The organism is Micromonospora sp. MW-13 (assembly GCF_003434305.1).
Taxonomy (GTDB): Bacteria; Actinomycetota; Actinomycetes; order Mycobacteriales; family Micromonosporaceae; genus Micromonospora.
Map to the genome: position 1 here is coordinate 69,010 of NZ_QKKX01000050.1, position 17,824 is coordinate 86,833.

At 72.7% G+C, this 17,824-nt stretch carries 22 protein-coding genes; 9 read left to right on the top strand and 13 right to left on the bottom strand.

Going from position 1 to position 17,824, the window contains the following annotated elements:
- Positions 1-161 precede the first annotated feature (161 nt).
- Positions 162-719 carry a dihydrofolate reductase family protein gene (locus tag C5N14_RS22980; RefSeq protein WP_117670655.1) on the bottom strand — a complete coding sequence of 186 codons (558 nt, stop codon included), beginning with the start codon at positions 717-719 and terminating at the stop codon, positions 162-164.
- A gap of 881 nt (positions 720-1,600) precedes the next feature.
- On the opposite strand from C5N14_RS22980, the gene C5N14_RS32325 reads away from it, so the two are divergent.
- The gene (locus C5N14_RS32325) at positions 1,601-1,753 is read left to right on the top strand and encodes a hypothetical protein (RefSeq protein WP_165878201.1); all 153 of its coding nucleotides are present in this window, start codon (positions 1,601-1,603) and stop codon (positions 1,751-1,753) included.
- A 73-nt stretch (positions 1,754-1,826) separates the two neighbouring features.
- Positions 1,827-2,540, top strand: a complete 714-nt coding sequence (locus tag C5N14_RS22985) for a hypothetical protein (RefSeq protein ID WP_117670503.1) — start codon at positions 1,827-1,829, stop codon at positions 2,538-2,540.
- 111 nt (positions 2,541-2,651) lie between these two features.
- Here the strand turns inward: C5N14_RS22985 and C5N14_RS32330 are convergent, their stop codons facing one another.
- The gene (locus tag C5N14_RS32330; RefSeq protein WP_165878197.1) at positions 2,652-2,852 is read right to left on the bottom strand and encodes a hypothetical protein; all 201 of its coding nucleotides are present in this window, start codon (positions 2,850-2,852) and stop codon (positions 2,652-2,654) included.
- Positions 2,853-3,139: 287 nt separating this feature from the next.
- Positions 3,140-3,865, bottom strand: coding sequence for a TetR/AcrR family transcriptional regulator (locus tag C5N14_RS22990; protein ID WP_243639944.1), 726 nt, complete (start codon positions 3,863-3,865; stop codon positions 3,140-3,142).
- Positions 3,866-3,895: 30 nt separating this feature from the next.
- Here C5N14_RS22990 and C5N14_RS22995 point away from each other — a divergent pair, with 30 nt between their 5' ends.
- Positions 3,896-5,011, top strand: a complete 1,116-nt coding sequence (locus C5N14_RS22995) for an NAD(P)/FAD-dependent oxidoreductase (protein WP_117670657.1) — start codon at positions 3,896-3,898, stop codon at positions 5,009-5,011.
- 100 nt (positions 5,012-5,111) lie between these two features.
- Positions 5,112-5,912, top strand: coding sequence for a class I SAM-dependent methyltransferase (locus C5N14_RS23000; RefSeq protein WP_243639946.1), 801 nt, complete (start codon positions 5,112-5,114; stop codon positions 5,910-5,912).
- A 23-nt stretch (positions 5,913-5,935) separates the two neighbouring features.
- On the opposite strand, the gene C5N14_RS23005 is transcribed toward C5N14_RS23000, so the two are convergent.
- Entirely contained in the window at positions 5,936-6,433 is a 498-nt protein-coding gene (locus C5N14_RS23005; protein WP_117670659.1) for a YcxB family protein, read from the bottom strand.
- A 271-nt stretch (positions 6,434-6,704) separates the two neighbouring features.
- On the opposite strand from C5N14_RS23005, the gene C5N14_RS23010 reads away from it, so the two are divergent.
- On the top strand, positions 6,705-7,541 hold the full coding sequence (locus C5N14_RS23010) for a serine hydrolase domain-containing protein (protein ID WP_117670661.1): 837 nt from the start codon (positions 6,705-6,707) through the stop codon (positions 7,539-7,541).
- A gap of 198 nt (positions 7,542-7,739) precedes the next feature.
- On the opposite strand, the gene C5N14_RS23015 is transcribed toward C5N14_RS23010, so the two are convergent.
- The 5 genes from C5N14_RS23015 to C5N14_RS23035 form a co-directional block, all read right to left on the bottom strand.
- Complete coding sequence (locus C5N14_RS23015; protein WP_117670663.1) at positions 7,740-8,219, bottom strand: DUF1992 domain-containing protein; 480 nt, start codon at positions 8,217-8,219, stop codon at positions 7,740-7,742.
- Between the two features lie 138 nt (positions 8,220-8,357).
- Complete coding sequence (locus C5N14_RS23020; RefSeq protein WP_117670507.1) at positions 8,358-8,681, bottom strand: multidrug efflux SMR transporter; 324 nt, start codon at positions 8,679-8,681, stop codon at positions 8,358-8,360.
- Positions 8,681-9,025 (bottom strand): multidrug efflux SMR transporter, encoded by a 345-nt coding sequence (locus C5N14_RS23025; RefSeq protein WP_117670509.1) that lies wholly within the window; start codon positions 9,023-9,025, stop codon positions 8,681-8,683. The genes C5N14_RS23020 and C5N14_RS23025 overlap by 1 nt, the downstream gene beginning before the upstream one ends.
- 1 nt (position 9,026) lies before the next feature.
- On the bottom strand, positions 9,027-9,407 hold the full coding sequence (locus C5N14_RS23030) for a TetR/AcrR family transcriptional regulator (RefSeq protein ID WP_128763649.1): 381 nt from the start codon (positions 9,405-9,407) through the stop codon (positions 9,027-9,029).
- Positions 9,408-9,450: 43 nt separating this feature from the next.
- A complete protein-coding gene (locus C5N14_RS23035; RefSeq protein ID WP_117670513.1) occupies positions 9,451-10,026 on the bottom strand; it encodes a GNAT family N-acetyltransferase in 576 nt (191 codons plus the stop codon).
- 284 nt (positions 10,027-10,310) lie between these two features.
- On the opposite strand from C5N14_RS23035, the gene C5N14_RS23040 reads away from it, so the two are divergent.
- Entirely contained in the window at positions 10,311-10,889 is a 579-nt protein-coding gene (locus tag C5N14_RS23040; protein ID WP_243639967.1) for a LysE family translocator, read from the top strand.
- 16 nt (positions 10,890-10,905) lie between these two features.
- Here C5N14_RS23040 and C5N14_RS23045 read toward each other — a convergent pair whose 3' ends face one another.
- From C5N14_RS23045 to C5N14_RS23055, 3 genes are read right to left on the bottom strand one after another with little or no spacing between them, the layout of a single operon-like run.
- On the bottom strand, positions 10,906-11,730 hold the full coding sequence (locus C5N14_RS23045; protein ID WP_117670516.1) for an SDR family oxidoreductase: 825 nt from the start codon (positions 11,728-11,730) through the stop codon (positions 10,906-10,908).
- Positions 11,727-13,037, bottom strand: a complete 1,311-nt coding sequence (locus C5N14_RS23050; RefSeq protein WP_117670518.1) for an NAD(P)/FAD-dependent oxidoreductase — start codon at positions 13,035-13,037, stop codon at positions 11,727-11,729. The genes C5N14_RS23045 and C5N14_RS23050 overlap by 4 nt, the downstream gene beginning before the upstream one ends.
- 49 nt (positions 13,038-13,086) lie before the next feature.
- Entirely contained in the window at positions 13,087-13,743 is a 657-nt protein-coding gene (locus tag C5N14_RS23055) for a TetR family transcriptional regulator (protein ID WP_117670665.1), read from the bottom strand.
- Positions 13,744-13,823: 80 nt separating this feature from the next.
- Between C5N14_RS23055 and C5N14_RS23060 the strand changes: the two genes are divergently transcribed.
- The 3 genes from C5N14_RS23060 to C5N14_RS23070 all read left to right on the top strand — a co-directional run bounded on the left by C5N14_RS23060 (position 13,824) and on the right by C5N14_RS23070 (position 17,214).
- On the top strand, positions 13,824-15,173 hold the full coding sequence (locus tag C5N14_RS23060; RefSeq protein ID WP_117670520.1) for an MFS transporter: 1,350 nt from the start codon (positions 13,824-13,826) through the stop codon (positions 15,171-15,173).
- Positions 15,174-15,316: 143 nt separating this feature from the next.
- On the top strand, positions 15,317-16,459 hold the full coding sequence (locus tag C5N14_RS23065; protein WP_117670522.1) for a hypothetical protein: 1,143 nt from the start codon (positions 15,317-15,319) through the stop codon (positions 16,457-16,459).
- A 413-nt stretch (positions 16,460-16,872) separates the two neighbouring features.
- The gene (locus C5N14_RS23070; protein WP_046564157.1) at positions 16,873-17,214 is read left to right on the top strand and encodes an RNA polymerase-binding protein RbpA; all 342 of its coding nucleotides are present in this window, start codon (positions 16,873-16,875) and stop codon (positions 17,212-17,214) included.
- A 74-nt stretch (positions 17,215-17,288) separates the two neighbouring features.
- Here the strand turns inward: C5N14_RS23070 and C5N14_RS23075 are convergent, their stop codons facing one another.
- On the bottom strand, positions 17,289-17,813 hold the full coding sequence (locus tag C5N14_RS23075) for an FxsA family protein (RefSeq protein WP_117670524.1): 525 nt from the start codon (positions 17,811-17,813) through the stop codon (positions 17,289-17,291).
- Between the last annotated feature and the right edge of the window lie 11 nt (positions 17,814-17,824).

A 17,824-nucleotide genomic window follows, 5' to 3' on the forward strand; every position in this document is an offset into this window, starting at 1 on the left:
GCAGGACGGGCCATGATCCCCTGCGCCGCTGGTGACATCCACGGAGCCCTCGACCGGCTCCTCGAAGACGTCCCTGCCTTCGAGGAGCCGGTCGGCGCTGCGCGGCGAGCGCGAGAGGACACCGCGCTGCCGGTGAGCTGGCGGCGATGGACTTCTGTGATTCAGCGCGCGCGGCGGTAGTGCATGGCCACCGCGCCGTTGCGGAGCGGCTCCGCCGAGAGCAGCTCGAGCCGGCGTGCGCCGGGCAGCCCGCCCTGGTACAGCGTCGGGCCGTGGCCGGCGATCCTGGGATGGACGAGCAGCTGGTACTCGTCGATCAGGTCTAGCCGGTCGAGCTCGGTCGCGAGCTTGCCGCTTCCGAGGAGGACCCCGGCCGGGGTCGCGTCCTTGAGCTTCTGCACGCTCTCGCGCAGATCGCCGGCGATGTGGTGGCTGTTGGTCCACGGGAAGTCGTTACGCGTCGACGACACCACGTACTTGGGTTTGGCCTCCAGCTTGACCGCCCACTCGCGCATGGCCGGCGGCGCCTCCTGGTCGCCGCGTGCGACGGCTGGCCAGTAGCTCTCCATCATCTCGTAGGTGACGCGACCCCACAGCATTGCCCCGCACTCGTCCAAAAAACGGGTGAAACGGGCGTGCGTCTCATCGTCGGCGATCCCCTCCTGGTGGTCGACACAACCGTCCAGGGTGAGGTTGAGGCTAAAGGTGAGGAGACCCATAGCCGGCGAGTCTAGCGCCACGACACGGCGTCGCGGCCTATTGCGGGCGTCGCGTCAGCGAGCTCGAGATACACGCGCCTCGCCTCGTTGAAGTCGTCGGTCTGAACGAGCCTGCGGGACTGCTGCACCGGTAGGTGACAGGTGAAGTCACGCGGTGTCACCGATGCTTGACCGCGTCCGATCGGTCGAAGCCGCCCGGCTACATCCGCTCAAGCCCGGCCCACCAACAAGGCACACCGATGCGACCACGTCGTCACAGCACGCCTGACAACTATCTCTACTAGACAGTCTTGCCCACAAACGACAAGCACACTCATCCCGGACCGACTGGTGCCGCGCCGCATCGGCGCAAGGGCGAAGCCGCCCCTCTGCCGCACCCACTGACGTCGTAGCCGGGCGCTGACCCTTGCGATTCGCGCCCCGCATGGTGACCGGGCACAGGGCGGCGACGGAGGCAAAGCGGGGGGGGGTGGACCATCGGTTGCGATCCTCGCCAGGCGTGAGGGCCGGGCATAGCGTCCGGGAAGCGTTCGTGTAGTCCGGACCGCACCTCGCGCTGCACTCCTCGCCCGACGCGACGACCTAATCCCCCACGTCATCGCGCACCACGTCGATGTTCCAGCAACGGGCGACTGGCCACCGGCGATGCCGGCCCCTCCTATGCCCCGCGCGGATCACCGCATTGGAGTACGCGGCAACCGAAGGCGGCATAGGCGCCGCCGGCACCGAATCAGGTAGGTGATTGAGTCGCTTGCTGCCCATGCAGGGTCACCCGGTGACCGTGTACGACATCGCCGCCAGACTGCCTAACGTCGACCGGTTGCGGCAGCGCTGCAGAGCATTGGCCGTGCCTCAACCCGACCGAGGGTGTCTGGTCCTGGATGAAACGCGGCATCACGAACATCGTCGTCCACGGCGTCGACGGCCTCGCCGCCATCGTCAAACAACGGCTACGCGCCTGCCAGCAGCAGACCGACCTCATCGCCGGATTCCTCGCTCAGACCGGCGTGACTGTCGACCCCGAACCACCATGACAACCCAGACGCCAGCCTTTCAACCTCTGTAGCATTGCCGCGGTATGGGACGGCTCTGCTGAAACGAGGCGAAATGCGTTGGCTCCGGCGGTTGCTGGGCGGCGGGCGGGTCCAGCTCGATGCGGAACGACAGCAGGCGTTGCTACAGGACGTCCAGTCCCGGTATGGCGCCCACGCGCAGATCCGGTTTCCCGAGCAGGTCGAGGCGGTCACCGGGATGCTGAACGGCGACGACGGTCTGGTAGTGGCGGCCCGGATCGTGAGCCAGGTCGCCGACGAGGCCCACGCGGACCTACAGGCCCAGGCCCACGAAATACACCGACGGACGGGCCGGCGGCTCCTGGTGCACCGCCAGAACTACCGGCCGCTGTGGATGGAGGCCGGCCCAGCCCTGCGCTGGCCACTGACCGCGTTGCCGTGCGGCTTCCACCCGTACGCGCAGGTGGCCGCCGCCGTCGCGGTAGTCGGCAGCCAGGCGCCCCGGCTCGACCGGGTGACCGACCCGAACCCGCTTGTGACCCGCGTGTTCGAGGTGCTCGACCTCACCACCTCCGGCTGGGAGTACGGCCGAGTACGGATAGACACCGACGCCGCCGCCCTGGCCGATCGACTGATCTCAACCGCCGGGCAGATCCTCGCAGCTATGGACGACCCGCCCCGGCTGCCACCTCCGGTCCGTGAGCTCATGCGCCGCAACAACACCCTCGACGTGCACGATCCGACCAATTCTCGGGCAGTAGGTGGGATCAACCTGGGCGCGAAGATGCGCGAGCACCTGCTGGCCTGAAGACACCGCGGCGATCGCCCAGCTGCCAAGCCTGGTGTGAACGCCTTCGAGGAGACGCCCTCCGGCCGCAGGCGCCGCCATCGCGCGCCCGTCTGGTTGCGAGCGCGTCGATCACCTGCCGGTGACCGCGCCACCGACCGCCGCGACCGGGCGACCAGCGCCTCGTTGACCTTCATGGATGTCGTCGCGGATCGGGCGGCCGGCCGCGACGCCCTTACCGGCCGGGTCATCGGGCTTCCAGTCCTCGTAGCGCTGCCGGGAAAGACCGGGCAGGCGGCGCCGACGTCCCGGGCCAACCTGCACGTCAACCACGACCCACGTGCACGTGCTGGGTCGTGTCGCCCTGGCGCAGAAGCACGTCGCGGGGGTTCGAAGCGTACGGAGACTCCGGTGTCCTGCAACGGGCAGCGAAGGCGGACCCGCAGCGTTGCCGGGCATGACCCGGCCCCGCATCGTCACCATTCACGACGTCGCCGCGCCGGCCGGGGTCTCGGTGGGGACCGTGTCCAACGGCCCACAGCCACGCGCGGTCGGCCGCAGATGCGGATGTCCGGTCCAGGTGTTCCGGTGCTCAGCCGGCCACGGCTTGGGAGCAGAGGTCACGTGGAGGGACGGCTGGTGATGCCGTCCAAGATGGTGGTCAGGTTGCGATGGAAATTCTCCTCGGAGTTGAGGTGGGCGCCGTCGATGACGAGCCGGGCGATGGTGGGGTACTTGCCGGTTTCCAATTGACGTGTCAGGTAGGGGCCGAGGCTGGCCTGCCAGGCGCGCTCGTCGGTGCCGGTGGAACGGGCGGTGCGCCGCTCGGTGACCTCTCTGCGCAGCGCTCCGATGATGAAGGCGTTGAGGGTTCCTACGGCCCGCTGGAGGTCGGCGACGTCGCGCACGCCCGGGGCCTGGCTGAGCGCCGCCGCGGTCGATTCACCCACGGCGAGCGCGTTCGGACCCAAGTGTGGCCTTCCACCGAGCAGGTCGGAAAACCACTCGTGTTCGAGGGCGGCGACCCGGGTCAGGTGGGCGATGGCTAGGACCGTGGCACGCCAATCGGACTGCCGGCCGGCCTCGGCGATCCGGGCATAGACAGCGTCGACCATCAGATCGAGCAGTTCGGATCTGTTGACCACGTAGGCGTAGAGCCGCATCGGACCGACGCCGAGCTCCTTGGCGATCCTACGAACCGACAGTCCATCGAGGCCGTACTCATCAGCCACCCGGATCGCCGCAGCGGCGATCCTCTCGCGATTCAACGGCACCGGCGCCGCCCGCGTCCGGGGTTCGGGCCGCTCCCAGACGGGCTTTGCTTCACTAAGGTACGGTGTATTCACACGATACAGCGTACGTTAAGGAAGTTGATGATGCGCATAGCGATCGCGGGTGGCGGCCTCGGCGGGCTGACCCTGGCCCGGATCCTGCACCGACACGGCATCGATGCGGTGGTGTACGAGCGCGAGGCCAGCCGATCCGCCCGATCGCAGGGCGGCTCGCTCGACCTGCACCCGGAGTCCGGGCAACACGCCCTGGCGGAAGCGGGCCTCACCGGCCGATTCCGATCTGAAGCGCGACCCGAGGGCGAGGAACTTCGCATCCTCGACCCGGCCGGCCGGACCCTCCTGCACCACAAGCCGCAACCCGGCTCGTTCTCCGGACGACCCGAGATCGACCGGAGCGCACTGCGTGATCTCCTGCTCGATTCACTCCCCAGCGACACGGTCGCGTGGGGGCACCGCCTCGTCGCGGCGACACCGCGACCCGACGGGGGCTTCCGGCTGGAATTTCATGGCGGCCACCGAGCAGACTGCGAGATCCTCATCGGCGCGGACGGCGCACGGTCAATAGTCCGGTCGCTGCTGACCGACGCGAAACTGACCTACGTGGCCACCTTGGCGGAGCTGAGCGTCAGCGACGTCGACCGGCGCCACCCGGACCTCGCCGAGCTGGTCGGTCCCGGGAACCTGTGGTGCGTCGGCGTAAGCCAGATCCTGGCGGCGCAACGCAGCGGCGACGGCAGCCTGCGAGTCGCGGCGTCCTTACGCGAGGACGACCGCCACATCGGTAGTAAGCGTGCTCTGCTGAACATGTTCGACGGCTGGGATCCAAGCCTCACCGCACTGATCGAAGCCGGCGACAGCGCGGCGACGCCGCGCCGGATCGAGGCCATGCCGATCGGTACACGCTGGGCCAGCCAGCCGGGCGTCACCCTGATCGGCGACGCCGCGCACCTCATGCCGCCGGTCGGCGAGGGCGCCAACCAGGCCATGCTTGACGCCGCGGAACTCGCCCGCGAACTGGTCGCCAACCCCGCCGACCCGCACTCAGCGATCCGGGCGTACGAACACGAAATGTTCACCAGGACCCGTCCGATCGCCGAAATGTCCGCACGAGTCCACGCGATGATGCTGTCCCCAACCGCAGCGGAAGACATCGTCCGCTTCTTCACGGCTCGGCCCGCCGAGCCGGCACCCGCAGGCTGATAACGCGCCGGACAGCCAACCCCCTGTCCACATCCGTGTCTCCGCCTCCATGGCAGGATCGTTCTTTCGACCTCGGGGGACCTGCTTAGGAGACAGCCTGGTGAAGGCCGACCACTACGACAGTTTCGCCGAGCGCTACTCCGTGGATAACGAATCCAACCTGATCAACGGCTACTACGAGCGGCCCGCGATGATCGGACTTGCCGGGGATGTGAACGGTCGACGAATCCTCGATGCCGGCTGCGGTTCAGGTCCCTTGTCCGCGGCTCTTCGCGAGCGAGGGGCCATCGTGACCGGCTTCGACTCCAGCCCGGCGATGGTCGAGCTGGCCGAACGGCGGCTGGGCAAGGACGCCACGCTGCTGGTGGCCGACCTCAGCGAACCGCTTCCCTTCGCCGACGGTGCGTTCGACGACGTCGTGGTGTCCCTGGTCCTGCACTACCTGCGGGACTGGACTGCGCCCCTGGCTGAGCTGCGACGAGTCCTGAGGCCAGGCGGCCGCCTCCTCCTGTCCGTGAACCACCCGATCGTCTACGAGGCAGTGCACCCGGACTCCGACTACTTCGCCCTCGCGCGCTGGTCGGACGAGCACACGTTCGACGGGCACAGCACGGAGCTGACCTACTGGCACCGGCCGTTGCACGCAATGACGGATGCGTTCACCGACGCGGGCTTCCGCCTCTCGGTCATCAGCGAACCCCCATCTCTCCCGAGACTCCGCGCGAGCTCCTGCCTCCACATCTCGGGGACCGCACGTCGTTCCTCTGCTTCATCTTCTTCGTCCTCGAAGCGCACTGAGCCCGGGGCCAGGCTGCCGCCGCCCGCCCTCCGCATGTGTACTGGCCGCCTGTCATCGGCAGCTTCGAGCGTCAGGCCGGCGGCGTCGAGCCACGCTGTGTGACGCGCGGATCGCGGCAACTGAGTTCACCGAGGCTGGAGCAGCCCACGTTTGGCCATATGGGCTCGCAACGTTTCGGCGTCCTCGGCGGACATCAGGCGGCGGGGGATCACGGTCGCCGGCATCCGGCCGACGTACACGATCCAGAACTCAGGAGTGTCCCTTACCTGGTCGACCCCGTCCCAGGCGATGCCGCCGGACTCCGAGCCGCTGCGCATCATGATGTTGTCGTCGGTGATGTCGTAGGCGCCCTCGACAGCGTAGCGACTGGAGCGGCGCCGGGCGCGCAACCGCACCCACGGCGAGTACAGCATCGACAGCAGCCCACCCACGACCATCGTCATGCACAGCGGCGAGATCTGCTCGCCCCACGCGAACCCCCGCGACACGATGAAACCGATCGCCCCGACCGCCGCCAGCACCGCGCCGACATAACCGTACCTACGCAGCCGAACACTGCTCAAGGCAGCGGCCACGCGCCCTGGGTAGGCGGGATCGGCTGGGACGTCAAAACGAATGTGCACGCCAGAACGATAGTGCCCCCACCCGCTGGCGGGCAGCGCCTGACTCGCGCCGTCGGCCAGCGGCAGTCGCTTGGCGACGTCCAGCCGTACCTCGCCGTTGGGCTGGACGTGCTGCCAGAACAACGGAGTCAGGCCGCGGCGGTCGGCAGGCTTCTTGGGTGCACGGGGTCGGTGACGGCTCCAGGGTCCACGCCTGACGAGTGCGAAAGCGTCTAGGGTCGGCGTCATGACGCGAGCGGAGACTCTGGTGCGGCAGGGTGCGGACTTCATCGTGGACGACGCCACGGAGACGCGGTATCAGCTGGCCTCTGTGAGCAAGCAGTTCACCGCGGCTGCCGCGCTCTTGCTCGTAGAGGACGGCATGCTGGTCCTCGACGATCCCGTGGGCCGTTGGATCGACGGCTGCCCGCAGGAGTGGCGAGACATCACGCTGCACCACCTGCTCACCCACACCTCCGGCCTCGGTCACTGGGACGACTATCCCATGATCGACCTAGCTCAGCGGGTTGAGCCCGGCGAACTGCTGAAGACCTTCCACTGCGTACCACTCCGATACCCGCCGGGCGAGGGCTGGAGCTACAGCAGCCCGGCGTACGTGCTGCTGGCGCACGTCGTCGAACGGGCCGCCGATACGCCGTACCGGGTCTTCTTGGCAGACCGCATCTTTGATCACCTCGGTTTGACCAGGACGTTCGCGGGCGCGCCCGGCGCGCGGCCGAACCTGGCGCGCGGCCACGACGCTGAGGGCCAGCCATTGCCGACCTGCGAATTGGACGTGGTAGGCATGGGGGCCGGAGACGTATGGTCGACGGCCAAGGACGTATTGGCCTGGCTCGATGCCCTCCAGGGCGGCCACCTGCTGAGCGAACCGTACCGCACGCTGATGCTGACCGAACGGGTGCGGACCGGCAAGGGCCCTGTCGAAAGCGGTTACGGCTACGGCGTCTTCGTTGGTGAGCTCAACGGCCGGCGGTCGTGGCACCACAGCGGCCACAACGCAGGCTTCAAGGCGTTCGCCGCCCACATTCCGGAACTGGATCGCCGCATCGTGGTCCTCAGCAACACCGAGGCGACGGATGCCAGCACCGTGGTGCCTCTACTCGCATAGATCAGGCACTTCGAACCACCAGCGGCCGTCCTGATCCGGAAGACCTCGCCGAAGCCAGCGGCTGGTATCCGCTCATCGACGGATCCGGATACCCGGACCGCCGAGCAGCATGCCGACGACGCCGCAGGCCGAGACTGCATCGCCCGCGATCCCGCGGGTGCGACACACCCATGGTCTTCTGCCGCACCGTCACCCCGGTCAGGCGCGGCGGCGCCAGGCCCGCCACCAGCCCCGGCGGCCTCGCGTCCGCGGCGGCGGTGGCGGCGGTGCGGAGCCCGTCTCCGCCCGGGACCGGTCCCGGGCGGCGCGCCACTGCCGGACCACCTCGTCGGCGTTGGCGGGCCGAACGACGATCCGCGGACCGGTCGGGTTGCGCAGCCAGGCGAGGACCTGTGCGTTGAGTTCGCCCACGTACGCCCGCACGGCCTGCTCGGTGGGCAGGTCCCGCACCTCGTCGGGGATCCGCTCGATCCGGCGGCGCAGTTGCAGCGGGGTCGGCAGCAGCAGGTCGGTGGGCAGTGCCTCACGTTCCAGGAAGCTCTTGATCCACCACGACTCGTCGTAGGGCGTGTTCCGTCCCGGGAGCGGCTTGCCCATGCCGGGCAGGTTGTCGAACTCGCCGCGCTCCTGGGCGGTGCGGATCTGCGCCTCGGCCGCCGCTTCCCACCTGTCGGTCACCGTCGCCACCTCCCGCACCCACCGTAACCTCTTCCCATCCCGGGGTAGCGCCGCGTCGGCGGCGGGCATTCCCGGTGGGAGCGCAGGCCCAGGCGCCAGGGGTCGACCAACTCCTCGCCCCGCTGCCGCGCGTCCGGGTCAATGGGCCGCTCCGCCGACCTCCACCATGAGCACACCGCCCATGATGAGCGCGATGCCCGCCGCCATCAGCCAGGTGAAGGGCTCCTCGAACAGGACGTGGCTGGCGACGGCGGTCAGCGCCACGCCTGCGGCGGCCCAGATGCCGTAGGCGACACCGATCCCCAGCCCCTGCCCGAGGGCGAGGGTCAGCAGGATGAACGCGAGGGCGTAGCCGCTGAGCACGACGGCGTACCAGCGCTTGCAGCCGGTTGTCGCGGCGCGTAACGCGAGGGCGGCACTGACCTCGGCGAGAATCGCGCCGGTCAGGAAGATCCACCGCATCACGCTTTCCCCGTTCCGGTGGCGACGTGCTGAGATCCGAGTTCGACGACCAGCACGCCGAACATGATCAGAGCGAGGCCGATGATCATGACGATGGTCAGGGTCTCGCCGTAGATGACCGCCGCGAGCACCGCGGTGGCGGCGACGCCCAGTGCCCCCCAGACGCCGTAGGCGACTCCCAGCGGCATCCCGGTGCGCAGCACGAGGGAGAGCAGGATGAACGACGCGACGTAACCCGTGCCGACCAGGGCGTACCAGCCTGGTCGGTCGAGTGCCGCCTTGAGCGAGAGCGACCCGGTGACCTCGCTGCCGATCGCGCCGGCAAGGAACAGCCACTTCTTCATGTCAGTGCCCGAGGAGTCGGTCGGCGACCTCGCGGACGCGGGCGCGTTCGTCGGGAGAGAGAGGGAACGTCCCGGTCGCGTCGGCGAACCAGGCGCCGTCGGCGATGAGGCGCACGCTGGTCAGCCGGCCGCGCATCGCCGACGGCAGGGCGTCGGGGATCTCCAGCCACGGGCCGAGGCGTTCGGCCCACCGTGCGGTCAGCCGGTCCCGCAACCGGGGATCGGTCAGCATCACCAGGTCGGCCACGTCGAACGTGCCCGACAGCGACCAGTCGAGGTACGAGCGCAACCGGTCCTGGGGGGCCTCGGACAGCGGCACGTGAAGGCGGCCGGTCAGCTCCCGTTCCCACCCGTCGACCACCTCGTCGACGAGGGCAACCATGAGGGCCTCCTTGGTGCGGAAGTGGTACATCAGCCGCGGCGGTTCAGGCCGGGGCGTGGCGCGGGATCGCCGGCGCCCGCCGGACGTGGCGGTGCCCGTCACGGGGGAACGGCGCGCGGGCCGGCAGGACCTCCTGGAACAGGTAGCCGGTCTTCTCCGCCACCCGACACGAGGCCAGGTTGTCCACCTGGTGCAGCAGCTCCAGGCAGGTCAGCCCGGTCGCGGCGAACCGGGCGAACGCCCAGCCGGTGACCGTTTCCACCGCCCGGGGCGCGACGCCGCGCCCGCGCGCCCAGGCGGCCGTCCAGTAGCCCACCTCGGCGTGTTCGCGGCCGGGCAGGACGTTCTTGAGCACCACCGTGGCGACGAGCCGGTCGGCGGCGGCGGGTTGCGGCTCCAGCACCGCGAAGCTGAACCGGCTGCCGGCGGCCCAGCCCTGCCGGCTGCGGGTCACCCACCGCCGAGCGCCGTCGACGTCGTCGACGGGATGGCTCACCCAGCGGCGCAGCTCCGGGTCGCGGTAGACCTCGATCAGCTCGGCGATGTCGGCGTCGCACCACGGGCGGAGCGCCAGTTCGGGACGGTGGGCGGTCGCGGGTGCCCGCAGCAGGACCGGCATCCCCGTAGTGTCGCCCATCATGTGGGCGGGTGCTGCCCCTGTCGTGCCGCGAACCCGTCGAGGGGTCGGAGTCGACGGTGCGGCAGCAGGGAGCCCGTCCCACCTGCCGCTGACCGCGCCAGAGCCAGCCCCTGCCGATCCATCGGCGGTGCGGGCCCCGGGCGGGGCGTAGGCTCGGCCCCGAACTCGAACGGGAAAAACGGGGGCGGATCGTGGTCGATGCGACGGCGGTGCTGGGGATCGCGCTGGTGGCGTTGGGACTGGTGCTGACCCCCGGCCCGAACATGGTCTACCTGGTGTCCCGGTCGGTGACGCAGGGCCGCCGCGCCGGGCTGGTGTCGCTGGCCGGGGTGGCGGTCGGGTTCGGCGTCTACCTGGCGGCCGCGGTCGCCGGCATCGCGACGGTGTTCGTGCTGGTGCCCACCCTGTACACGGTGGTGAAGCTGGCCGGGGCGGGGTACCTGCTGTGGCTGGCCTGGCAGGCGGTGCGCCCCGGTGGTCGGTCGGCGTTCGCGCCGGCGCCGTTGCCGCCGGACCGGCCGCGGCGGCTGTTCACGATGGGCCTGGTCACGAACCTGCTCAACCCGAAGATCGCGATCCTGTACGTGTCGCTGCTGCCGCAGTTCGTGGACCCGGCGCGGGGGCACGTGGCGGGGCAGAGCCTGCTGCTGGGCGGCGTCCAGATCGTCATCGCGCTGACGGTGAACGCGCTGATCGTGCTGACCGCCGGATCGGTCGCGTCGTTCCTGGCCGGCCGTCCGGCCTGGCTGCGGGTGCAGCGGTACCTGATGGGAACGGTGCTGGCGGCCCTGGCCGTGCGCATCGCGGCGGACCGGTCCCGGGCCGCCGCGGCCACGGTCTGACGGCCCGTCGCGCTGGTCAGCCGGCGGCGTCGCGGTGGCGGCGGACGAGGCCCTCGGCCAACGGCGCGCCGTCGAGGTCACCGGCGGCGACCCGACCGGCGACGGTACGCCGCACGAGGCGGTCGGCGAGCGCGGGCGCGTGTCGGGCCAGGGCCAGTTCGAGGCGGCCCCGGGTGGTGGTGGCCACGTCCCGGGGGGCGCGGCGGGCGGTGGCGGCCCGCAGGATCGCCGCGACGACGCCTTCGACGGGTTCCAGCCGGGACACCCCCCGCAGGGACAGGCCGGCACGGGCGGTGCTGTCGTGGATGGGTGAGGCCACCATGCTGGGGTAGACGACGCTGACCCCGACGTGGGTGCCGACCTCCAGCCGCAGCGCGTCGGCGTACGCGACGAGGGCCCGCTTGCTGACCCCGTACGCGGCTGCGAGGGGCAACGGCAGGACCGCCATCCGGCTGGCCACGAAGATCACCCGGCCGTGGGCGTCGACGAGGGCGGGCAGGGCGGCGGCGGTGGTCCGCCACGCGGCGAGCAGGTTCACCTCGATCTGCTGGCGCACGGTGTCGTCGGGTGCCAGTTCGGCGGGGGCGGGTCCGCCGACGCCGGCGTTGTTGACGAGCAGGTCGAGGCCGCCGAGCCGGCCGACGGCGGCACCCACGACGGCGGTCGTGGCGTCCTGGTCGGTCAGGTCGGCGCCGAGCACCGGCACTCCGGCGGTGGTGCCGGGGTGCAGGTCGAGGCCGACGACGTGGGCGCCGGCGGCGGCCAGGGTCGCGCACAGCTCGCGTCCGAAGGTGCCCCGGGCACCGGTGACGACGACCCGGCGGCCGGTCAGGGCGCTCATCGCGCCGCCCGGCGGACGCCGGCGGCCAGTTCCCGGCGCAGGTCGGCCAGGTACGCGTCGAAGTCGACCCGCATCGCCGGCCGCCGCTGGCCCCACCGGGCGGTGGCGGCGCGCAGCTCGGCCCGGCAGGCGGCGCGCTGGCGGTCCGCGTCGGGCAGGGCGTACCGGCCCGCCAGGTGCGCGGCGACGAGCCGGGCCTGCGCCTCGACCAGGGGGAACGCGGCGCCGGTGGACTGCATCAGCCCGACGAACGCCAGGCCGGGGGCGTCGAGGTGGAACACGTGCCGGTACAGCGGGAGGGTGTCGGGGCCGGCGCCGAGCAGCGCCGGGTCGAGGAAGTCGACGGCGACCCGGTAGCCGGTGCACCACACGACGAGGTCGACCTCGTCGATGCGGCCGTCGGTGAACTCGACCCGGTCGCCGTGGAACGCGGCGATGCCGGGGCGGGCCTCGACGGCGCCGTGGGTGAGCCGGGACAGCAGCGCGTCGGAGAGGGTGGGGTGGTCCTGGAGGAAACCGTGGGCGGGGGCGGGCAGGCCGTAGCGGGGCGGTGGGCCGACGGTGGCGGCGAGCATGGCCTGGCTGATCCGCTGGCGCAGCCGCCAGGGCAGCCGGCGCGCCAGCGCCCCGTTGAGGGTGTCCGACGGGCGGCCGAGCAGGTACTTGGGCACCACCCACACCCCGCGGCGCAGGGACAGCAGGGTGCGCCGGGCGGCGTGGGAGGCGTCCACGGCGATGTCCATGGCGGAGTTGCCGCCGCCGACGACCAGGACGCGCCGGCCGGTGAGCTGCTCGGGGCCCCGGTAGTCGTGGCTGTGCAGCTGTTCGGCGGCGCAGTCGCCGGGGTAGCCGGGCGCGGGCGGGCGGGGCACCCGGTTGTGGCCGTTGGCGACGACGACCGCCTCCACGTCGACCTCGACGGGGCCGTCCGGGCCGGTGGCCCGGACCGCCCAGCGGCCGTCGGCGCCGGGGGCGACGCGGGTGACGGTGTGCCGCAGCGCGACGGCGTCGAGCAGTCCGAAGCGTCGCGCGTAGTCGTGCAGGTAGCCGGCGATCCGGGTGTGGTCGGGGTAGTCGGGCCAGTGGGCCGGCATGGGGTGGTCGGCGAACTGGGTGCGGGTCTTGCTGGTGTTCAGGTGCAGGGTGCGGTATGCGGGCGAGTCGGGGGCCCCGTACACCCACAGGCCGCCGACGGTGTCGGCGGCCTCGTAGGCCACGGCGGGGACGCCGGCGTCGGCGAGGGCCTTGAGGGTGGCCAGGCCGGCGGCGCCGGCGCCGACGACCGCGACCCGTGGCGGTGCCCCCATGCGGTCCCCTCCCGACGGTTAATCCAACGTCTGTCGGATAATGCGTGGGTCAGGGCCCGCTCGTCAAGCCGGTCGGGCCATACAGGGCGACGAGCAGCCGGCGCAGGAACGCCCGGAACTCCCGCCGCTCCCGCGCCGGCGACCCCCCGGGGCTGGCCAGCGCCACCACGTGCGCGTGCACCGCCCACACCAGGCTACGCACCGTGACGTGCGGGGTCGGCTCGACCAGCGCCCCGCCGGCCGCGACGGCGGCCAGCAACTCCTCCACCAGGTCGTACAGGGGAGCGGCGTAGCGCTGGTCCAGTTCGGCGTGCCGGTTCGGCTCCAGCCAGCGGCGCAGCCACAGCGCGGTGGTCTCCGGGCGGGCCTCCAGGAAGTCGACGAACACGTCGAGCATGTCGTGCAGGGCGCGCAGCGCCTGCTGCGGCCCGGCGTCGAGGGCGTCGCGGGCGCGCGCCGCCGCGGCCTCCAGCACCGCCCGCTCGGCGGCGAACACCCGGGCGAAGCAGGCGTCGTAGAGCTGCGCCTTCGTACCGGTGTGGTGGGAGACCGTGGCCACGTCGACGCCGGCGGCGGCGGCGACCTCCCGCAGCCCGACGGCGTCGAAGCCGCGGGCGGCGAACAGCGCGGTGGCGGCGGTGAGCACCACCTCGCGGGTGTCACGGGTCTCGGAGCGCCGGGGCCGGCCCGGTCGCCGTCGTGGCATGGTCACGGCCGCCATTGTCCCCCTACAATCCAGCAACCGTTGGATTTGGGGGCGGCGTGCCGCCGAAGGGACGCAGAGCTATGACCGGGCTCGACACCCGCGACCGCGCACCGGGCACCCACCTGCCGCGCGGGCCGCTGCTCGGCTTCGCCACCGGCTCTCTCGGCATGGGCGTCTGGGTCACCGTACCCGGTTTGCTGCTGCTGTACTTCCTCACCGACGTCCTCGCCGTGCCGCCGTGGCTGGCCGGCCTGGCGCTGCTGGCGCCGAAGGTCGCCGACGTGCTGCTGCACCCCTGGGTGGGGCACCGCTGCGACGTGCAGCAGGCCCGCCGCGGCGACCGGCGGCGCCTACTGCTGGTCGGCTGCCTGCTGCCGGCGGCGTTCGCCGCGCTGTTCGCCGTTCCCGGCGGGCTCACCGGCGCGCCGGCGGCCGGCTGGGTGGCGGTGTGCTTCGTCGCCGGGAACCTGCTCTTCGCCGCCTACCAGGTGCCCTATCTGGCCACCCCGGCGGACCTGCGGATCGGCTATCACGAACGGACCCGGCTGATGGCGTTCCGGATGGTGGTGCTCACCGCCGGGATCCTGGTCGCCGGCCTGCTGGCACCGGTGCTGACCGGCGGGGACACCGCGACGCGGGCCGGCTACCAGCGGATGGGACTGCTGCTGGGCGCGGGCACCCTCGCGGCGATGCTGGTCGGGATGGCGGGCATCGGCCGGCTGCGCCGGGCCGCCGGGACCTCGGGCGAGGGCCACACCCCGGGCGGGTGGCCGGCGCTGCTGGCGGCGCTGCGCGACGGGCAGTTCCGCTGGCTGGTGATCGCGTACCTGGCGATGTCGACCACCACGCACCTGGTGCTCGCCGGGGTGCCGTACTACGCCGAGTACGAGCTGGGCCGCCCCGCGCTGACCACCGTGCTCGTCGCGGCGTTCGTCGCCCCGGCGCTGCTGGTCACCCCCGGCTGGCTGGCGGTGGCCCGCCGGGTCGGCAAGCAGCGGGCACTGCTGGCCGCGCAGGGCGGGTTCGCCGCCGGGTCTCTGGTGCTCGCCGTGGGCCGACCGGCGGGCCTGCCGGTGCTGGTCGCGGCGGTGGCGGTGCTCGGGGTGTCGTTCGCCGGGATGCAGCTGCTGCCGTTCGCGATGGTGCCCGACGTCATCCGCGCCGCCGGTGCCACCGGCGCGGGCACCTACACCGGGGTCTGGACGGCCACCGAGGCCACCGGCGCGGCGCTGGGCCCGTACGCGTACGCGCTGTGCCTGGCCGCCGGCGGGTTCGTCGCCTCGGCCGGCGGCGACCAGGTCGCCCAGCCGGACGCGGCGCTCGCGGCGATCCGGTACGGCTTCGGGCTGCTGCCGGCCGCGCTGATGCTCGCCGCGGTGCTGGCACAGCGCCGCTACACCCTCGACGGCGCGGCCCGAGCCGCCGGCTGACCAGCCCGCCCGGCACGGGTGTCGACCCGGCCCCCGGCGCCGCACGCACCGGCGGGCCGGCGCCGGACGAACGGACGCGCGGCCCGGGACCGGCGGTGCGCGACGCGGGGCCGGGCCGGCGGCGTCGCTAGACTTCCGCCTCGATGGACGCCCAGCCCTCCCCCACCGAGACCCGTCCCTGCGCGCACTGCGGCCGGGACGTGCCACAGCGGGCCGGCGCGGGCCGGCCGTTCCGCTACTGCCGGGACAACGACGGCGCCTGCCAGCGGGCCTCACGCAACAACCGGATGCGGCACCGCAACGCCCCCGGCCTGCCCGGGCAGGTCGCCCGCACCTGGGAGGCCGTGGACCGGCTCGACCAGGTGGTGGAGACCCTCACCGAGGCGCTGCACGCGGAGCTGTCCCCGGCCGGGGTGGAGCGGCAGCTGGCGCAGCTACGCGCCGAGACCGCCGCCGAGCTGGCCCAGGCACACACCGAACGCGACGAGGCCCGCCGCGACGCCGAGGACGCGGCGGCGGGCTCCGCCCGGGCCCGCCAGGAGGCCCACACGGCCGCAGCCGAGGCCGACGCGGCCCGCGAGCGGGCCGAACGTGCCGAGGCCGACGCCGTCCAGGCCCGGGAGCGGGCCGACGCCGCCGAGGCGGCCCGGGACTGCGCGCGCCGCGACAACGGGGCGGCGCAGGCGCTGCGGGTGCAGGCCGAACGGGACCGCGACGCCGCCCGGCACGAGCTGCGTACGGTGACCGGCGAACGGGACACCGAACGGCGGCGGGCCGCCGACCTGACCGCCGAGCGCGACGCCGCCGCCGCCGACGCCCGCCGCGCCGCCGACACGGCGGACGAGGCACGGCGGCGGGCCGGGCAGGCCGACGCCGACGCCGAGCGGGCCCGCGCCGACGCGCGGCGCTCCGCAGAGGGGGCCGAGGCGGCGCGCGTCGAGGCCGCGCGGGCCCGCGAGGAGGCCGACCGGCGGCGCGCCGACGCCGGCGAGGCCCGCCGCGCCGCCGAGCAGGCGCAGGCCGAGGCGACGGCGTGCCGGCAGGAGGCGGCGGCGTTGTCGGCACGGCTGGCCGAGGCCGAGGCGGCCCGCGACGCCGTCGCCGCCCAGCTCGCCGCGGCCCGGGAGACGGCGGCTGCCGGGCAGGGCCGCCTCGGTGAGCTGGAGGCCCGCCTCGGCGCGGCCGAGGCCGACCGGGACGCCGCGCAGCGACGCTCGGCGCAGCTCGTCGACCAGGTCAGCGACCTGGCCGCCGCGCTGGCCCGGTTGGGCGCCGCACCGCGCTGACGTGTCCGACCGGGGCCTGCCAGCACCGCTGGACCGGCGCAGGCCGAGGCCGTCGTCGGCGACCGCGGCGGTCAGGTACAGCCACCAGGACCGCCCGCATGCCGTAGCTCCCACATGGTGAGGAAACAGGGTGGCCAGGGCGCCGGGGTGGCCGAGGCCGGCGGGCGGCGCGTCACGGGGCATCGACACCTCCGCGCGGCTGGGGTTGGGTAACATCCCCGTAGACCGCCGAAACACTCCCACCGACTCGACCCGGCCGGGGCGACCCCGCCGGGTGCATGTCCTGTCCGGCTACCCTTGCAGGGCGACGGCCGGGTGGGCGGGTTCCGGCCCGCCAGGGCGGGCGGGGAATGGCCCGGCCGGCACGGACCGTTACACGAGAAGACAGCACCACGAGCGAGGGGAAGTCGATCATGGGCGAGCGCATGCTGCGCGGAAGCCGTCTGGGCGCGGTCAGCTACGAATCCGACCGCAACACGGAGCTCGCGCCGCGTCAGACCCGCGAGTACCTCTGCGCCAAGGGCCACCAGTTCGAGGTGCCGTTCGCCGTGGACGCGGAGGTCCCCACCACCTGGGAGTGCAAGTTCGACGGCAGCGTCGCCCGGCTGGTCGACGGCAGCGAGCCGGAGCAGAAGAAGGCCAAGCCGCCGCGCACCCACTGGGACATGCTGCTGGAACGCCGTTCCATCGCCGAGCTGGAGGACATCCTCGCCGAGCGGCTGCAGGAGGTCCGCACCCGCCGCGGCCGCGCCTGACCCGCTAAACAGCCGAAACGCCCCGGAAGGGATCTTCCGGGGCGTTTCGGCTGTTTCGTCGACCGCTCACCGCCTCAACGGCCGGGTTCGACGATCTCCCCCTCGATGGCACCGTCGACCACGCTCGGCTCGGCCGGGCCGGCCGGCGACTGACCGGGCGGGGTGGGCTGGCCCGCGCGGCGCACCCGCACCACCCGCGGCCCGAACAGGTCACCGGCCACCATCGACGACACCCGCCGCTCCGTGGCCCGCCGCACCCCGGCCCGGGTCAGCCGCCGCACCGGCGGCACCAGCAGCAACGCCCCCACCACGCCCGTGACCAGGCCCGGCACCGCCAACAGCAGCGCCCCCAACAACCCGACCAGCCCGTCGGTGACCTGCGGGCCCGGCGGTTGACCGGCCTGCGCCGCCGCCCGGAAACCCCGCCACGCCCGCATGCCCTCCCGCCGCAACAACACCAGCCCCAGCAGCGACGCCGCGAACACCAGCAGCACCGCCGACCCGAACCCGACCAGCCGGCCCACCCCGACGAACACCGCCAGCTCCGCCGCCACCGCCAGCAGCGCCGCCACCGGCACAAATCTCAGTCCTCGGCGCATCTCACCCCATC

Coding starts and splice junctions, on each gene's coding strand:
- C5N14_RS22980 (WP_117670655.1), bottom strand. CDS start 719: ATGGGTCTCCTCACCTTTAGCCTCAACCTCACCCTGGACGGTTGTGTC.
- C5N14_RS32325 (WP_165878201.1), top strand. CDS start 1,601: ATGAAACGCGGCATCACGAACATCGTCGTCCACGGCGTCGACGGCCTC.
- C5N14_RS22985 (WP_117670503.1), top strand. CDS start 1,827: ATGCGTTGGCTCCGGCGGTTGCTGGGCGGCGGGCGGGTCCAGCTCGAT.
- C5N14_RS22995 (WP_117670657.1), top strand. CDS start 3,896: ATGCGCATAGCGATCGCGGGTGGCGGCCTCGGCGGGCTGACCCTGGCC.
- C5N14_RS23020 (WP_117670507.1), bottom strand. CDS start 8,681: ATGCGGTGGATCTTCCTGACCGGCGCGATTCTCGCCGAGGTCAGTGCC.
- C5N14_RS23025 (WP_117670509.1), bottom strand. CDS start 9,025: ATGAAGAAGTGGCTGTTCCTTGCCGGCGCGATCGGCAGCGAGGTCACC.
- C5N14_RS23030 (WP_128763649.1), bottom strand. CDS start 9,407: ATGGTTGCCCTCGTCGACGAGGTGGTCGACGGGTGGGAACGGGAGCTG.
- C5N14_RS23035 (WP_117670513.1), bottom strand. CDS start 10,026: ATGCCGGTCCTGCTGCGGGCACCCGCGACCGCCCACCGTCCCGAACTG.
- C5N14_RS23040 (WP_243639967.1), top strand. CDS start 10,311: ATGGTCTACCTGGTGTCCCGGTCGGTGACGCAGGGCCGCCGCGCCGGG.
- C5N14_RS23045 (WP_117670516.1), bottom strand. CDS start 11,730: ATGAGCGCCCTGACCGGCCGCCGGGTCGTCGTCACCGGTGCCCGGGGC.
- C5N14_RS23050 (WP_117670518.1), bottom strand. CDS start 13,037: ATGGGGGCACCGCCACGGGTCGCGGTCGTCGGCGCCGGCGCCGCCGGC.
- C5N14_RS23055 (WP_117670665.1), bottom strand. CDS start 13,743: ATGCCACGACGGCGACCGGGCCGGCCCCGGCGCTCCGAGACCCGTGAC.
- C5N14_RS23060 (WP_117670520.1), top strand. CDS start 13,824: ATGACCGGGCTCGACACCCGCGACCGCGCACCGGGCACCCACCTGCCG.
- C5N14_RS23065 (WP_117670522.1), top strand. CDS start 15,317: ATGGACGCCCAGCCCTCCCCCACCGAGACCCGTCCCTGCGCGCACTGC.
- C5N14_RS23070 (WP_046564157.1), top strand. CDS start 16,873: ATGGGCGAGCGCATGCTGCGCGGAAGCCGTCTGGGCGCGGTCAGCTAC.
- C5N14_RS23075 (WP_117670524.1), bottom strand. CDS start 17,813: ATGCGCCGAGGACTGAGATTTGTGCCGGTGGCGGCGCTGCTGGCGGTG.